This is a genomic window from Corynebacterium tuberculostearicum SK141 (genome assembly GCF_000175635.1).
GTDB classification, from domain to species: Bacteria; Actinomycetota; Actinomycetes; order Mycobacteriales; family Mycobacteriaceae; genus Corynebacterium; species Corynebacterium tuberculostearicum_C.
In genome coordinates this window covers 30,259-45,130 of sequence record NZ_ACVP01000023.1, presented here as the reverse complement: position 1 = coordinate 45,130, position 14,872 = coordinate 30,259, and the positions used below count along the sequence as shown (strand labels likewise).

At 58.6% G+C, this 14,872-nt stretch carries 13 protein-coding genes; 5 read left to right on the top strand and 8 right to left on the bottom strand.

The genetic code is table 11. The features are described from left to right. The first annotated feature begins 247 nt into the window (after window positions 1-247). The 4 genes from gap (at window position 248) to secG (ending at window position 3,831) form a co-directional block, all read left to right on the top strand. Window positions 248-1,255 carry a type I glyceraldehyde-3-phosphate dehydrogenase gene (gap, locus tag CORTU0001_RS06695; protein WP_005328420.1) on the top strand — a complete coding sequence of 336 codons (1,008 nt, stop codon included), beginning with the start codon at window positions 248-250 and terminating at the stop codon, window positions 1,253-1,255. Between the two features lie 118 nt (window positions 1,256-1,373). Further along, window positions 1,374-2,591, top strand: a complete 1,218-nt coding sequence (locus tag CORTU0001_RS06690) for a phosphoglycerate kinase (protein WP_005328416.1) — start codon at window positions 1,374-1,376, stop codon at window positions 2,589-2,591. A 38-nt stretch (window positions 2,592-2,629) separates the two neighbouring features. Further along, window positions 2,630-3,412, top strand: coding sequence for a triose-phosphate isomerase (gene tpiA / locus CORTU0001_RS06685; protein ID WP_005328415.1), 783 nt, complete (start codon window positions 2,630-2,632; stop codon window positions 3,410-3,412). A gap of 185 nt (window positions 3,413-3,597) precedes the next feature. After that, window positions 3,598-3,831 (top strand): preprotein translocase subunit SecG, encoded by a 234-nt coding sequence (gene secG / locus CORTU0001_RS06680; protein WP_005324856.1) that lies wholly within the window; start codon window positions 3,598-3,600, stop codon window positions 3,829-3,831. 145 nt (window positions 3,832-3,976) lie between these two features. Here the strand turns inward: secG and pgl are convergent, their stop codons facing one another. The 5 genes from pgl to tkt all read right to left on the bottom strand — a co-directional run bounded on the left by pgl (window position 3,977) and on the right by tkt (window position 10,548). Further along, on the bottom strand, window positions 3,977-4,738 hold the full coding sequence (gene pgl, locus CORTU0001_RS06675) for a 6-phosphogluconolactonase (protein ID WP_005328413.1): 762 nt from the start codon (window positions 4,736-4,738) through the stop codon (window positions 3,977-3,979). Window positions 4,739-4,780: 42 nt separating this feature from the next. Beyond that, entirely contained in the window at window positions 4,781-5,716 is a 936-nt protein-coding gene (locus CORTU0001_RS06670) for a glucose-6-phosphate dehydrogenase assembly protein OpcA (RefSeq protein ID WP_005324852.1), read from the bottom strand. Window positions 5,717-5,730: 14 nt separating this feature from the next. Further along, window positions 5,731-7,263: a glucose-6-phosphate dehydrogenase gene (gene zwf / locus CORTU0001_RS06665; RefSeq protein ID WP_005328410.1), complete on the bottom strand. Its 1,533-nt coding sequence runs from the start codon at window positions 7,261-7,263 to the stop codon at window positions 5,731-5,733. Between the two features lie 99 nt (window positions 7,264-7,362). After that, window positions 7,363-8,448 carry a transaldolase gene (tal, locus tag CORTU0001_RS06660; protein ID WP_005328408.1) on the bottom strand — a complete coding sequence of 362 codons (1,086 nt, stop codon included), beginning with the start codon at window positions 8,446-8,448 and terminating at the stop codon, window positions 7,363-7,365. Window positions 8,449-8,475: 27 nt separating this feature from the next. After that, entirely contained in the window at window positions 8,476-10,548 is a 2,073-nt protein-coding gene (gene tkt / locus CORTU0001_RS06655) for a transketolase (RefSeq protein WP_005328407.1), read from the bottom strand. Window positions 10,549-10,896: 348 nt separating this feature from the next. Between tkt and CORTU0001_RS06650 the strand changes: the two genes are divergently transcribed. Next, window positions 10,897-11,841 carry a heme o synthase gene (locus CORTU0001_RS06650; RefSeq protein WP_005324847.1) on the top strand — a complete coding sequence of 315 codons (945 nt, stop codon included), beginning with the start codon at window positions 10,897-10,899 and terminating at the stop codon, window positions 11,839-11,841. 87 nt (window positions 11,842-11,928) lie between these two features. Here the strand turns inward: CORTU0001_RS06650 and CORTU0001_RS06645 are convergent, their stop codons facing one another. The 3 genes from CORTU0001_RS06645 to CORTU0001_RS06635 all read right to left on the bottom strand — a co-directional run bounded on the left by CORTU0001_RS06645 (window position 11,929) and on the right by CORTU0001_RS06635 (window position 14,833). Beyond that, on the bottom strand, window positions 11,929-12,906 hold the full coding sequence (locus CORTU0001_RS06645) for a quinone oxidoreductase family protein (protein ID WP_005328406.1): 978 nt from the start codon (window positions 12,904-12,906) through the stop codon (window positions 11,929-11,931). 64 nt (window positions 12,907-12,970) lie between these two features. Beyond that, window positions 12,971-13,999, bottom strand: a complete 1,029-nt coding sequence (locus CORTU0001_RS06640) for a COX15/CtaA family protein (protein WP_034668402.1) — start codon at window positions 13,997-13,999, stop codon at window positions 12,971-12,973. A gap of 69 nt (window positions 14,000-14,068) precedes the next feature. Next, window positions 14,069-14,833, bottom strand: a complete 765-nt coding sequence (locus CORTU0001_RS06635; protein WP_005328404.1) for an ABC transporter permease — start codon at window positions 14,831-14,833, stop codon at window positions 14,069-14,071. Window positions 14,834-14,872 lie beyond the last annotated feature (39 nt).

Genomic DNA, 14,872 nt, shown 5'->3' with positions numbered 1-14,872 from the left:
GTGTTCGGGCCTATCCAGCGGGTTTGTATGTGGGAAATAAAAAGGATCGGAAAGAGTGTACGCGCTTTTGGAAAGTCTGTCATCCACTAGTTCTCAAGGTTGCTGGGAGCCTGCGCTGACAAAAATCGCTCGGTAGTATTGGCAATGTAAGGGAAAACGTTCGGGCGCTTCTCAAACACAGACTTCATTGAAGGACCCGCGCTAATACCCGTACACACATTTACTCGACTCTTTGAGGAGATATACAGTGACTATCCGCGTAGGTATCAATGGCTTTGGCCGCATCGGCCGTAACTTTTTCCGTGCAGTCGCTCAGGGTGACAACAACCTCGAAGTTGTTGCAGTAAACGACCTGACCGACAACGGCTCGCTGGCTAACCTGCTGAAGTACGACTCCGTACTGGGCCGCTTCGATGGCGAAATTACTCACGACGATGAGTCCATTACTGTTAACGGCCACCGCATCGTGGTAACCGCAGAGAAGGACCCGAAGCAGCTCAAGTGGGGCGAGTACAACGTAGACCTCGTCATCGAGTCCACCGGCCGCTTCACCAACGGCAACGATGCCAAGGCTCACCTCGAGGCGGGCGCCAAGAAGGTCATCATCTCCGCTCCGGGCAAGGAAGTAGACGCAACTTTCGTCTATGGCGTCAACTCTGACACCTATGATCCGGCAAACCACAACCTCATCTCCGCGGCATCCTGCACCACTAACTGCCTGGCACCGATGGCAAAGGTTCTCAATGACAAGTTCGGCATTGAAAAGGGCCTGATGACCACCGTTCACGCTTACACCGGCGACCAGCGCATCCAGGACGCTCCGCACAAGGATCCGCGCCGCGCCCGTGCCGCTGCAGTAAACATGGTGCCTACCTCCACTGGCGCTGCTAAGGCCGTATCCCTGGTTCTGCCTGAGCTGGACGGCAAGCTGGATGGTTACGCAATGCGCGTTCCGGTTATCACCGGCTCCGCTACCGACCTGACCTTCACCGCTTCCCGCGATGTCACCGCCGAGGAAATCAACGCCGCCCTGAAGGAAGCTGCTGAGGGCGAGCTCAAGGACACCCTCGCATACACCGAGGATCCGCTGGTTTCCACCGACATTGTTACCTCCCCGCACGGCTGCATCTTCGACTCCGGCATGACCAAGGTCTCCAACGGCAACCTGGTCAAGGTTCTGGGTTGGTACGACAACGAGTGGGGCTACACCTCCCAGCTCGTTCGCCTGACCAACCTGGTGGCAGACAAGCTCTAAACTAGAGCTCAAACAATGAGAATCCGGTCCCGATGCAAGCCTTAACGGCGCTGCGTCGTGGCCGGTATTCTTATATCTATAGCCTTTTAACCCGTCCGAATTAATTAAGGAGTAAATAATGGCTTTCCAGACACTTGACGATCTTCTCAAGGAGGGCGTCGAATCCCGCCACGTCCTCGTCCGCTCTGACTTCAATGTTCCACTTGATGAAGAGGGAAACATTACCGATCCCGGACGTATTAACGCTTCTCTTCCGACCATCAAGGCACTGGTAGAAGGTGGCGCAAAGGTCATTCTTTCCGCTCACCTGGGTCGTCCAAAGGGTGAGGTAAACCCTAAGTTCTCTTTGGCTCCAGTAGCTGAAGCGCTGTCTGAAGCGCTTGACCAGTACGTTGCCCTAGCCGGCGACGTCACCGGAGAAGACGCTCATGAGCGTGCCAACGGCCTCAACGATGGTGACGTGATGTTGGTAGAAAACGTCCGCTTCGACCCTCGTGAGACCTCCAAGGACGAGGCTGAGCGCGGCCAGTTCGCTGACGAGCTCGTTGCTCTGGCAGCCGATAACGGCGCTTTTGTTTCCGATGGCTTTGGCGTTGTCCACCGTGCGCAGGCATCTGTGTATGACGTCGCTAAGCGCCTGCCGGCTTACGCAGGCAAGCTCGTAGAAAAGGAACTGTCGGTTCTGTCCACGGTAGCTAAGGAGCCGGAGCACCCGTACGTGGTCGTCCTCGGCGGCGCCAAGGTTTCGGATAAGCTCGGCGTGATTGAAGCACTGGCCGGCAAGGCAGACAAGGTCATCATTGGTGGCGGCATGTGCTACACCCTGCTGGCTGCCAAGGGCTACAACGTTCAAGAGTCCCTGCTGCAGGAAGATCAGATCGAAAACTGCAAGGACCTGCTCGAGCGCTTTGGTGACAAGCTGGTGCTTCCGGTTGATCTGATTGCTGCAAGCAAGTTCGCGGCGGATGCAGAGACCCAGGTGGTCGAGCTCGATAGCATCCCTGAGGGCTGGATGTCTCTGGATATTGGACCAAAGTCCGTGGAAAAATTTGCAGAGGTTCTTGCTTCTTCCAAGACCGTCTTCTGGAACGGCCCGATGGGCGTATTCGAAATGGAAGCTTTCTCCAAGGGCACTGCTGGTGTAGCGCAGGCTATTATCGACGCCACCGCAAACAACGGTTCCTTCTCCGTCGTCGGTGGGGGCGACTCCGCTGCCTCCGTGCGTATGCTGGGCTTGGACGAGGACGGCTTCAGCCACATCTCCACCGGTGGCGGCGCCTCCCTCGAGTACCTCGAGGGCAAGGAGCTTCCGGGCGTATCTGTCCTGGAAGCCTAAAACTGCCTGATCAACTTGCCAAAAGAGAGGAAATATTCATGGCACGCACCCCACTTATTGCAGGTAACTGGAAAATGAACCTCGACCACGTCGAGGCCATCGGCTCCGTTCAGAAGTTCGCCTTCTCCCTGCCAAAGGACTACTACGAGAAGGTCGACGTGGCCTACATGGTCCCGTTTACTGATATTCGCACTATCCAAACGCTGGTAGAAGGTGACAAGCTGCAGGTCACCTACGGTGCGCAGGATATCTCTAAGCATGAGTCCGGCGCATTCACTGGTGAAGTATCTGGCAAGATGCTGGCCAAGCTCGGCTGCAGCTGGGTGGTCGTGGGCCACTCGGAGCGCCGTCAGTACCACGGCGAGACCGATAAGCTCGTTGCAGAAAAGGCAGCCGCAGCATTGGACAATGGCATCAGCCCTATCGTGTGCGTAGGCGAGCCGCTGGCTGTACGCGAGGCCGGTACCCACGTGGACTACGTGGTCAACCAGACCCGCAATTCTTTGGCTGGCCTGAGCGCAGACCAGCTTGCCAAGACCGTCATCGCCTACGAGCCAGTTTGGGCGATTGGAACCGGCAAAGTTGCCTCTGCAGACGATGCCCAGGAAGTCTGCGCCGCCATCCGTGAGCTCGTAAAGGAGCTCGCAGGCGAGGAGGTTGCTGCAGGTATCCGTATTCTCTACGGCGGTTCCGTCAAGGTTGATTCCGTTGCAGAGATCGTCAGCAAGCCTGACGTCGACGGCGGCCTTATCGGTGGCGCTTCCTTGGTCGGCGAGGAGTTTGCCAAGTTGGCTGCCAACGCAGCTAATGCCCTGAGCTAACAGGAGTTATCACCTATCACAGGTTCGCGCAAAGGCGCGGGTTGGAATGGTTCCAGCCCGCGCCATCGTGTACAGTGGGCCGGTGTGATTGCTTTGCTGTACGCGAAGCTTAAAAGTTCGATTCCGCGCTAGCGGGTGGCGAGAGTCAACCGCAGGGGCGCACGTTAGAAATAAGGATTATCCTCATGGTCTTGGCACTGGAAATCATCTTGGTCATCGCAGCTATTTTGATGTCCATCTTTGTGCTGCTGCACAAGGGCAAAGGTGGTGGCCTGTCCAGCCTCTTCGGCGGTGGCGTGCAGTCGAACCTGTCCGGCTCGACCGTCGTGGAAAAGAACCTGGACCGTTACACCGTGGTCATGGTAATTATCTGGCTTGCGTGCATCGTAGGCCTCAACCTCATCCAGGCATTCGCTTAAGCCACCAGCTGGAATAGCGAAAGCGCCGGTACCGGCTTCCAACCTCTCGGTTCCCTATGGGAACTGTGGGCGGGGAAGCGGTACCGGCGCTTTTTCTTGGCGCCGAGCCTCAAGTATGGCTCGGCTGCGCGCTAGGCGGCCGTGCCTAGAGCTCGGATGCGGCGTCATCGGCAAGGAAGAGGATGGTCTCCTCCTTACCGTGCACGCCTGCAGCCGGCCATTCTTCGGCTTCAGCGCCTTCAACGACGTGCTTGGCAGCTTCCGCCTTGGCCTCGCCTGCTACAAGAAGCCAGATACGATCAGACTTGTTGACTGCGGGAAGAGTAAGGGTAATCCGCTCGCTCGGCGGCTTGGGAGAGTCATGAACGGGAACAGCTAGCTCTTCTTGTTTCCGAACCGCCTCAGAATGGGGGAACAAGGAATTGATGTGGCCCTCTTCGCCCATGCCTAGCAGATGGAGGTCGAAGCCGTTTGGGGCAAATTCCTTCAGCTCCGGTTCATAGGCGCTCGCCGCGGCTTCCATGGACACCGCGCCCAGATCAAAACCGTGAATATTCTGGTCCGGAATATCTACGTGGTTGAGCAGGGCACTGCGTGCTTGACCCTCATTAGAATCTGCGTCAGAGACGGGCACATTACGCTCGTCGCCGAAAAAGACGTGAACGCGCGACCAATCGATGCGCTGGGCTGGAAAGTCCTCGCCTTGCTGCTGTGCCGCGAAATCCAAACGGGCCAGCTCGTGAAGAACGCCAATTCCAGCGCCGCCGCCGGTTAGGACAACTCGCGCGACCCCATCGTGGTGGAGCCCGCCACCGGCGGCTTGGATACGCGCTACGGTATCCACGAATTTCAGCGCGGCCTGGGAGATAAGGTCATCCACATCGCTTACGCGGTGAAGAGTTACCATGAGGTATCGCTATCCTTTGCAAAGAATCAGAGTTAAGCCGTTTTACTGCTTACTGTAGTCTACTTGGGCTAGCGCACGGAGCGCTTGCGCATAAGTCTTATCGGCATCCAGATGGCGCAATTCTTCAGAGAGAACCTCAGCTTGGGAGCGCTTGCTAAGGCTCACCAAGGAATCCGGGGAACCTGGAACGCACACACGCACCGTGCGCTCGTCGACGACATCTACGTCGACGTGGCTCGTTTCCCGGTTAAACCGCAAGTGGGTCACTGGGAAGTGCGGCTCCTGAGAGTCGGTGACAGTGCGGTGGACGGGCACTGCCAAACGATCGAGGAGCCATCCGGCCGCGAAGTCTGGGGCTGGGTGGCCCGCAGGTCCCGCCACTTCGACGGACTGCACGGGCTCGTGAGGATGGCGGTCCAATGCGGAGGCCACGACGCCGCGCCACAAAGTGATGGCGGCCCAGGACATATCGGAATCGCCCGGCGTGTAACCGGCGGATAAGGTGCGCAGATCTTCGCCAGTGACGCGTCCGTCATGGGCAACGTTGGTGATGCGGCGTTGAGCCAGTTTGCCCACCGAGCTGGAAGCTGGGTCAGGCGGGCACAAGGTAGGCCACCAGGCGACCAAGGGGGTATCGGGAAGCAGCAGTGGAGTAACGACTGCCTCGTCCTGGTTCGCCAAAGCGCCGTGCAACTTCATGATGACCATCTCAGAGGCACCTGCCTCACCACCCACGCGCAGCTGCGCATCTAGGTGGGTATCTGCCTGCGGGTCGCCCGTCACGACGACCAGAACGCGCGACGGGTGCTCGTGGGAGGCATCGCGCACGGAGGACAGGATGTTTTCCAGATCATCGTCCTCGCGGGCCGCCACGATTAGGGTAAGTACTCGGCCGGTAGTAAGGGTGTAATGCTCTTGGGCCTCTACTAGCTTCTTGGAGATTTCACGCGTAGTGGTGTTGGGCAATGGAATAATCATTGTCTGCGTCCCTCCTATGGGCGGCGCCAGGAGTGGCCCCGGCGGCGCAACATTCTATCGGCGGATTCCGGGCCCCACGTGCCAGCGCGGTATTCCTCCGGCTGGCCTGCTTCGGCCCAGTAATCGATGATGGGATCCAAAATCGACCAGGAAAGCTCTACCTCTTCGTTGGTGGGGAAGAGCGAGGACTCATCGAGGAGGGCATCCAAAATCAATCGCTCGTATGCTTCCGGAGATTCCTCGGTAAAGGCCTCAGCATAAGCAAAGTCCATATTGACGTCGCGGACCTCCATGGTGGAGCCGGGCACCTTGGAACCAAAGCGCATGGTGACGCCCTCATCCGGCTGTACGCGGATGACTACGGCGTTTCGCCCCAGCGCATCGGTCTGGCCGTCAACGAATGGTTGATTTGGCGCTGCCTTGAATACCAGCGCAATTTCGGTCACGCGCCGGCCCAAGCGCTTGCCCGTGCGCAGGTAGAAGGGTACTCCTCCCCAGCGGCGAGAGTTTACTTCCAAGGTGCAGGCTGCATAGGTCTCCGTCGTGGACTCCGGATCGAAGCCTTCTTCTTCGCGCAAGCCCTTGACAAACTCGGAGCCTTGCCAGCCGGCGGAGTACTGGCCGCGAGCTGTAGTCTTATTGAGTGGGTGCACGGCGTGGGTAGCGCGCAGCACCTTGACCTTTTCTGCCTGCAGGGCCTCAGGCTCGAAGGAGGACGGTTCTTCCATCGCAACCAGAGCCAAAAGCTGCAGCAGGTGGTTCTGGATGACGTCGCGAGCCGCACCGATGCCGTCATAGTAGCCAGCGCGGCCGCCCAGACCAATATCTTCGGCCATGGTGATTTGGACGTGATCGATGTAGTGGGCGTTCCACATGGGCTCGAAAATCTGATTGGCAAAGCGCAAAGCCATGATGTTTTGCACCGTCTCCTTGCCCAAATAATGGTCAATGCGAAACACCGCGGACTCAGGGAAGACGGCGTTGACAATCTCATTGAGCTTGCGGGCAGACTCTTGATCGTGGCCGAAAGGCTTTTCAATGATTACTCGGCGCCACGAGTCCTCGACGGAGTTGGCCATGCCCACCCGCTCCAGCTGGTGGCAGATATTGGAGAAGAATTCCGGTGGAACCGAAAGGTAGTATGCCCAGTTGCTGCCGGTGCCGCGCTCGCGATCTAGCTCGCCCAAACGCGCCGAGAGGCGATCGAATCCAGCGTCGTCGAAAGAGCCTTGTACAAATTCGATGCCCTGGGATAGATGCTGCCAGACATCTTCATTGAACTCGGTACGTGAGCCAGCGATGACGGCTGAGCGAACGTAGTCACAGAATGCGACCTTGTCCCAGTCGCGGCGACCATAACCCACAAGGGTAAAGCCAGCGGGGAGGAGACCACGGCTCGCTAGGTCGTAGATGGCGGGCAGTAGCTTTTTATATGCTAGGTCACCGGTAACGCCGAAGATGACCATGCCCGCGGGTCCTGCGATTCGCGGCAATCGCTTGTCGCTGGCATTGCGCAAGGGGTTGACCCAAGCGGCTGAGTCGGTCACGAAGAATCCTTCCTGAGTTTATGGGCTTTAAGCTCGCTAATATTCTAGCGGCAGAATGCCCCGCCGAATTCTCGGCGGGGCACAAGTCACACGGCTAGTTTACGCGAGTCGCTCCTCAATGGAAGCAAGCAGTTCCTCCCACGCGGCGACAAACTTATCTACGCCCTCGCGCTCCAGCACTGCAAAGACATCATCGAAATCAATGCCAACCTCTTCTAGCTGGGCAAAGACGCCTTCTGCAGCCTCGCGGCTATCAGAGAGGGCATCGCCGTGGAGGTTGCCCTCGGAGAGAACCGCATCGATGGTCTTTTCCGGCATGGTGTTGACCGTATGTGGGCCAGCCAGCTCAGATACGTACAAGGTGGCTGGGTATTCCGGATTCTTCACGCCAGTAGATGCCCACAGTGGACGCTGGAGGTTGGCGCCCTCCGGCAAGTCGGCGTCGTCAAGCAAGGCATCCTGGAAGAGGGCATAGGCGCGCTGTGCATTGGCGACGCCCGCCTTACCCCGCAGTGCCAGAGCAATCTCGCTGCCAATAGCTTCCAAGCGCTTATCTACTTCGGTATCCAAACGGGAAACAAAGAAGGAAGCCACGGAGTGAATGGTAGAGACGTCCTTGCCAGCTTCGGCGGCACGCTTGAGGCCGGTACGGAAAGCCTCAATGACATCGCGGTAGCGATCCACGGAGAAAATAAGGGTGACGTTGACGCTGATTCCCTCTGCCAGGGCATCTTCGATGGCCGGAAGGGAGCCGGTGGTGGCCGGAATCTTGATCATCACGTTGGGACGATCAACCTTGGACCACAGCTCACGCGCCTGTTCAAGGGTGGCGTTAGCGTCATCAGAAATGCGCGGGTCGACCTCGATGGACACGCGGCCATCTGCGCCGTTGGTAGAGGAGTAGATATCTGCAAAGAGGTCGCAGGCATTCTTGACGTCCTCAATAGCCAATGCGTACACCGCCTCATCCGCGGAAGCCTTGGCTTCCTTCAACGTGGAAAGCTCGGCGTCGTAGGCGGTGCCGTTGGTCATCGCTGCGGCGAAAATAGCCGGGTTGGTGGTAACTCCCACGATGGACTTCGTGGAAATTATCTCCTCGAGATTGCCCGATACTAGGCGCTCGCGAGAAAGGTCATCGAGCCAGGTTGAGGTTCCCAGCTGGGCAAGTTCGGAAATGTGGTTCATGATTACTCCTTATCCAGTCCTGGAGGTTTACTTCTTCGCGGCGGCGAGCGATTCCTGCGCCGCTTCAACAACCGCTGCGGTGGTGAAGCCAAAGTTCTCAAAGAGCTCGCCCGCAGGAGCGGAGGCGCCGTAGTGCTCGATGGAGATGGTCCGGCCGAAGGAACCGGTGTATTTGTGCCACGGCATAGCGATGCCGGCTTCGATGGACACGCGGGCCTGTACTTCGCTAGGCAGCACGGATTCGCGGTATGCGTCATCTTGCTCATCAAACCACTCAAGGCACGGTGCGGAGACAACGCGGGTGGCAGTTCCGGCGGCCTCCAGTTCCTTAGCGGCGGCGACGGCAAGCTGCACCTCAGAGCCGGTAGCGATGAGGATCACGTCTGGCGTTTCCTTGGACTCTTCCACCAGAACATAAGCGCCGCGGCGCACGCCCTCATGTGCCTTTTCCTTGGTGCCTTCCAGTACCGGCAGTCCCTGGCGGCTCAGTGCCAGGCCCTTTGGTGCGGCCTTGTACTCGAGCGCTGCGGCCCAAGCCTGAGCGGTTTCGTTGGCATCGGCCGGGCGAATAACGGACAGGTTCGGGATAGCGCGAAGGGCAGAAAGGGTCTCTACCGGCTGGTGGGTCGGGCCATCCTCGCCCAAGCCGATGGAGTCGTGGGTCCAGACATAGTAGGTATCGGTAGACATCAACGAGCCCAGGCGGACAGCGGGGTACTGGTACTCGGAGAAAATAAGGAAGGTGCCGCCGTAAACGCGGGTATTGCCGTGCAGAGCAATACCGTTCATGATCGCAGACATCGCGTGCTCGCGAATGCCGAAGTGGAGGTTGCGGCCATACGGCTGAGCCGACCACATATCGGTGGTAATGGCTGCGGGGCCGAAGGAGTCCGCGCCCTTAATCACGGTGTTATTGGAGCCGGCAAGGTCAGCAGAGCCACCCCACATCTCAGGAAGGGAAGCGGCCAAGGCTTGGATGGTGGCCTCAGAAGCCTTGCGGGTGGCCAAGGATTCACCCGGTTCCCACACCGGCAATTCAGCGTCGAAATCTTGCGGCAATTCGTGCGCCTGCATGCGGTCAAAGAGTGCCTTATTCTCCGGATTAGCCGCAGCCCATTCGTCGAACTTCTTCTGCCACGCGGCGTGCTTTTCGGCGCCGCGCTCGCGCAGCTTGCGGGTGTGTGCGATGACCTCGTCGTCGATGTGGAAGCTGCGCTCCGGATCGAAGCCCAAGACCTCCTTGGTGGCAGCAACTTCGTCATCGCCCAGCGCAGCGCCATGAACGCCGCCGGTATTCATCTTATTCGGGGCCGGGTAGCCGATGACGGTCTTCACGCGGATGAAGGAAGGGCGCTCGGTCTCTGCCTGTGCGGCCTTGACGGCCTCCTCAATAGCTACGACGTCTTCGCCGGATTCGACCGTTTGGACGTGCCAGCCGTAGGCCTCGTAGCGGGCGACCACGTCTTCGTTGAAAGCAATATTCGTATCGTCCTCAATAGAGATGCGGTTATCGTCCCAGAAGACAATCAAGTTGCCCAGCTTTTGCGTACCCGCCAGGGAAGAGGCCTCAGCGGTTACGCCCTCCTGCAGGTCACCATCGGAAGCGATGGTGTAGATGTAGTGGTCGAAGGGAGACTCGCCGGCCGGTGCCTCTGGATCGAAAAGCCCGCGCTCCTTTCGTGCGGCCATGGCCATGCCCACGGAGGAAGCCAAGCCTTGGCCAAGGGGTCCGGTGGTGATTTCCACGCCATCGGTGTGGTGCACCTCAGGGTGGCCGGGCGTGCGCGAACCCCAGGTACGTAGCTGCTTGAGGTCGTCCATTTCCAAACCAAAGCCGCCCAGGTAGAGCTGGATGTACTGGGTGAGGGAGGAGTGACCAACCGATAGAACGAAGCGGTCGCGGCCGGCCCAGTGCACATCGGCGGGATCATGGTTAATGACGCGCTGATACAAGGTGTAGGCGAGGGGAGCGAGGGACATTGCCGTACCGGGGTGGCCGGAACCGCACTTTTGTACAGCATCTGCGGCTAGAACTCGCACGGTGTCGACGGCGCGGGTGTCAAACTCCGACCAATCCTCCGGATAACGGCGCTCGACCATAGTTTGGAGTTCTGGGGACAACTTATCTTTCGACACTGGAAAGCCTCGCTTACGTCTAGGCAAAAAGTACTTAACTTTATTCAGTCTAGTAATTTTCTAACCGGCGGTGCGCAATTATAGAAAGCTAGGCATAAAAGGTATGCTGGCATGGCTAAGTGGAGTGCGCGCGGGCGCTAGAGCGCGCACTGAATCTAGCGGCCATAGGCCTGTAGTCTTTCGCCCCTGCGCCGAAAATTGTGAGTGAGAGAACTGGAACTTTTTCACGGGCATGTGCGACCGCTAGGGGTGACCGTGCGCAGGAAGTGCGCGGGGCACAGTTCACCAACGTTCAGATAGTGGAGGAATCCCTTGGAGACCATCAAGGCCTATTTTGCGCTAACGAAACCGAGGATCATTGAGCTCCTCCTCGTGGCCGCAATCCCGGCGATGCTCCAAGCGCAACGCGGTGTGGAGGCCGTTTCAGACAATATCTGGCTTATCGTGTCGACCATTTTTGGCGGTTGGATGGGCGCTGCTGCCGCCCACACGTTCAATAACGTCGTGGATTACGAGCTGGATCAAAAAATGCAGCGCACCAGGGCCCGACCACTGGTAAGGGCCAAGATTTCCAAGCGAAACGCAGCAATTTTCGCGTGGATAATGCTCATTATCTCCGTGCTGTGGTTGGGCGTCCTAGCTCATTCCTGGCTGGCGGCCTTCTTCGTGGTTTTGACGAACTTCTTCTATGTCTTCGTCTACACCAAGTTTTTGAAGATGCGCAATGCCCAAAACATTGTCTGGGGCGGCTTGGCCGGCTGCATGCCGGCGATGGTCGGCTGGGCAGTTATCCGGGATAACGCTCCTGCTGGAGAACCTGACCGCTGGTGGCAGGCAATCGTACTCTTCCTCATCATCTTCTTCTGGACCCCGCCACACACGTGGGCGCTGGCCATGAAGTACAAGGAAGACTACCGCAAGGCCGGCGTGCCGATGCTGCCCGTAGTGGCCGATGAGAAGGAAGTCACTCGACAGATCGTGTGGTATACCGTGGGCACGGTTATCGTGACCCTACTTATCGTCCCCGCTGCCTCGTGGATCTACTTGGCCGCAGCACTTGCCTCCGGCGCGGTATTCCTGTGGATGGCTATCCGCCTGCACAAGGGAGTCAAGAACGGTGCCAAGGTTAAGCCGATGCGCCTGTTCATTTACTCCAATAACTATCTGTCGGTGCTCTTTATCGGGTTGTCCATCGACGCAGTATTGGGCTGGGAGCCACTAGGCCGGATGCTCGGCTGGTCGGCCACGTTATTTTAACTGTGCCCAAATACCTAGGATAGGAACCAGAAAGCGCGGGAAGGCAAGGCAAATGCTTTCCCGCGCTTTTGGTGTTCGTGGGTGGGTTTAGGCTTTATCGCCAGCTTGGACGCGCAGCACGATGGAACCGGTAGTCTTGCGCTCTTGGAGATCGCGGTGGGCCGCAGCGGCATCTTCCAGTGGGTAGGAGGCCGTGACGTTGAAGCTCAGATCGCCGTCGATAACAGCTTGGACGACCGCCTGGGCACGCATTTGGAACTCGCCTTCTTGGGCTGTCCATGCGCCGAGGGAAGGCCGGGTAAGGAAGATGGACCCATGCTTGTTCAGCAGTTGGGGGTCGATAGGCTCAACTGGGCCAGAGGCGGCGCCGAAGAGCGCGACGGTGCCACGGGGGCGTACTGCTTCGAGTGACTCGTGGAAGGTCGCCTTGCCGACGCCGTCGTAAACTACGTCAACGCCCCTATCACCGTTGTAGCGACGTACCTGCTCGGCGAGTCCGTCGCCATAGCGAAATACCTTATCCGCACCGGCTGCGTAGGAGAGTTCTTCCTTTTCGTCCGTGGAAACCACCGTATAGACGGTAGCGCCGAGCGACGATGCCATTTGGGTGAGGATCTGGCCGACACCGCCGGCGCCGGCGGTAATCAGGCAGGAAGCGCCTTCACCCAGTTGATAAACGCCATGCGCCAAGTAGTGTGCGGTAATGCCTTGCAGCAACATGGAAGCAGCGACTTCTGGCTGGAAATCATCCGGGACCGCCACTAGTCCCTCGCGTGGGACGCACACCTGCTCGGCGTAGGAGCCAAAAGCCTGGTTCCAGGCCACCATCGTGCCCTCGGCAATTTCCCCCTTGGGGTCGTGGACTACGCGCCCGGTGCCTTCGAATCCGGGAATGAACGGGGTGGCCGCGTTATAGATACCCTCACGATAATAGGTATCGATGTAGTTGACGCCAGCCATGATGACGTCCACCAAAACCTCGTCGTCATTAGGGGTGGGGGCGGGTACTTCGGTATAGCGAAGTACTTCTGGTCCGCCGGTTTCTGTGACCTGAATTGCGTGCATATAGCCAGGCTAGCGCAAAAAGCCGGCCGAGTGCAGTACCTCGGCCGGCCGTGAGCGTTATGGGTTAAGCGTTCGCGCGCTCCCGTTCGAGAGAGGCTTGGCGCGCGGCGTACTTTTCATCGCCGCTGGGAGAGCCGGTGATGAGATCTGCGGTGCCGTCGGTGCGGCGTACACCGTGCGCCCACAGCAGGGCGGTATACGCGGTGACGAAGGAGGAGAGCGCAATGTGGAAAGGGACAGTCCAGCGCGGAATGCTCATGTAGAACTGGTAAACGCCTACTGCCCACTGAATGAGGATGCATACAACGAGGACCCAGCCAGCCTTCTTGGCATCTTGTGGCGCCCGGTTCTTGTAAAGCAGGAAGACGGTAACAACCGTTAGCGTCAGGTAGACGTACATGCACATGGCGTGGGTGACGGCCATGGCTTCGGTATCTACCTGCAGGCGGCCTTCCATTCCCACCCCGGAATCGCCAGAGTGAACGCCCGAACCGGTAACCATCGTGCCGGTGATGAGCACAATGCTCAGGGCAACGGTAGCGACCGCTGCAAGGAGGCGGATCGCCTGAGGGAAGCGAGCGCGCGGCGTCCCGTCATCGGGTTCCAGAATGCGGGAATAAAGCATTGCCGCCAGCCATACCAAGAGCATGGAAGGCAGGAAGTGCAGAGCCACGGACCACCAGCGAAGGTCCAGATGGACAGAAATGCCGCCAATGACCGCCTGCAGGACGATGCCGGCGACGTTGAGCCATGCGTACACCTTGAGCTCTGCGCGGCGACGCGCCATACGCATAGCAATGACAGCGGCGACTGCCGCTGCGGATACGACGAAAGTAAGCAGGCGGTTACCAAACTCGATGGCCTGGTGGAGAGCAGGCGCAGCGCCTTCCATAGGGACAAGGGAGCCTGGTTGGCATTCCGGCCAGGTGGGACAGCCCAATCCCGAGCCGGTCACGCGGACAATGGAACCAGACACGGTGATGCCACCCTGGCACAAGAGGAGGATGAGCGCGATGAGGCGCTGCTGTTGCAGTGTAGGGGCGGCTTCCTTAAAGAAGCGCTTGATCTTCGTCCAGTAATTCACGCATTGCATCCTACTAGTCGGGAGATTTTGGGCATAAAAATTCCTCTGGTTTCGAAAGGAACCGGACAAAAGTCACATTTAGCCATCGAAGCGGAACCAACGGACCGCAGCGAACGACGCCACCGCTAGCCACGCCAACAAGGATAGGAGCTCGAGGCCGGGAAAGGTGGAATTAGAGGCGTCGGTAAGCGCGCCTGCTAGGGCGACGGTCGGCACCGCGTTGAGGATGCCATTATCGCCAAGGCCCTGGGAGTAGAGGGTCCAGCCGACTACGCCGAGGAGCAGAAACCAGATGAGGTTGGCCAGCGCGAGCACTACCTCAGAACTGAGGGTGCCGCCGAGCAACAGCCCCATGGCGGTAAAAGCCGCAACGCCAAAAAATAGCGAAAGAATCATGAGCAGCACCCCGCCCAGGCTGATGCGGAGGCCCAGAATATAGGCCGCTATACCCAGGACGAGGATTTGGAATACCACCATGGTGAGTACGCCGAGGATCTTGCCGCCAATGATGGCCCAAGCCGGCACACCGGACGCGCCGGTGCGTTTAAGGGCTCCGTAGCGGCGGTCAAAGGCAAGTGAAATGGCCTGACCGGTAAAGCCTGCGGAGGTGGCCGCTACTGCAAGCACCATGGGAAATACCTCGTGCAGGCCATGTCCGGTAAGGGACTCTAAGTGGGCCGCGCCTATGAGCAGGGCCAGCGGAATGATGACGCTGAGCAATTGCTGTTCGCCGTGGCGCAGCATGAGTTTTGCTTCCATCTTTCCTTGCGCAAGCAACATGGCGCCGGCGCTGGCCCGTTTAGGGGCCGGGGTAAAGGTTCCAGTTTTAAAGGTAGTGCTCATGTGGTGGCTTCTTTCCGCAACGCAGTTGATTGAATTCGA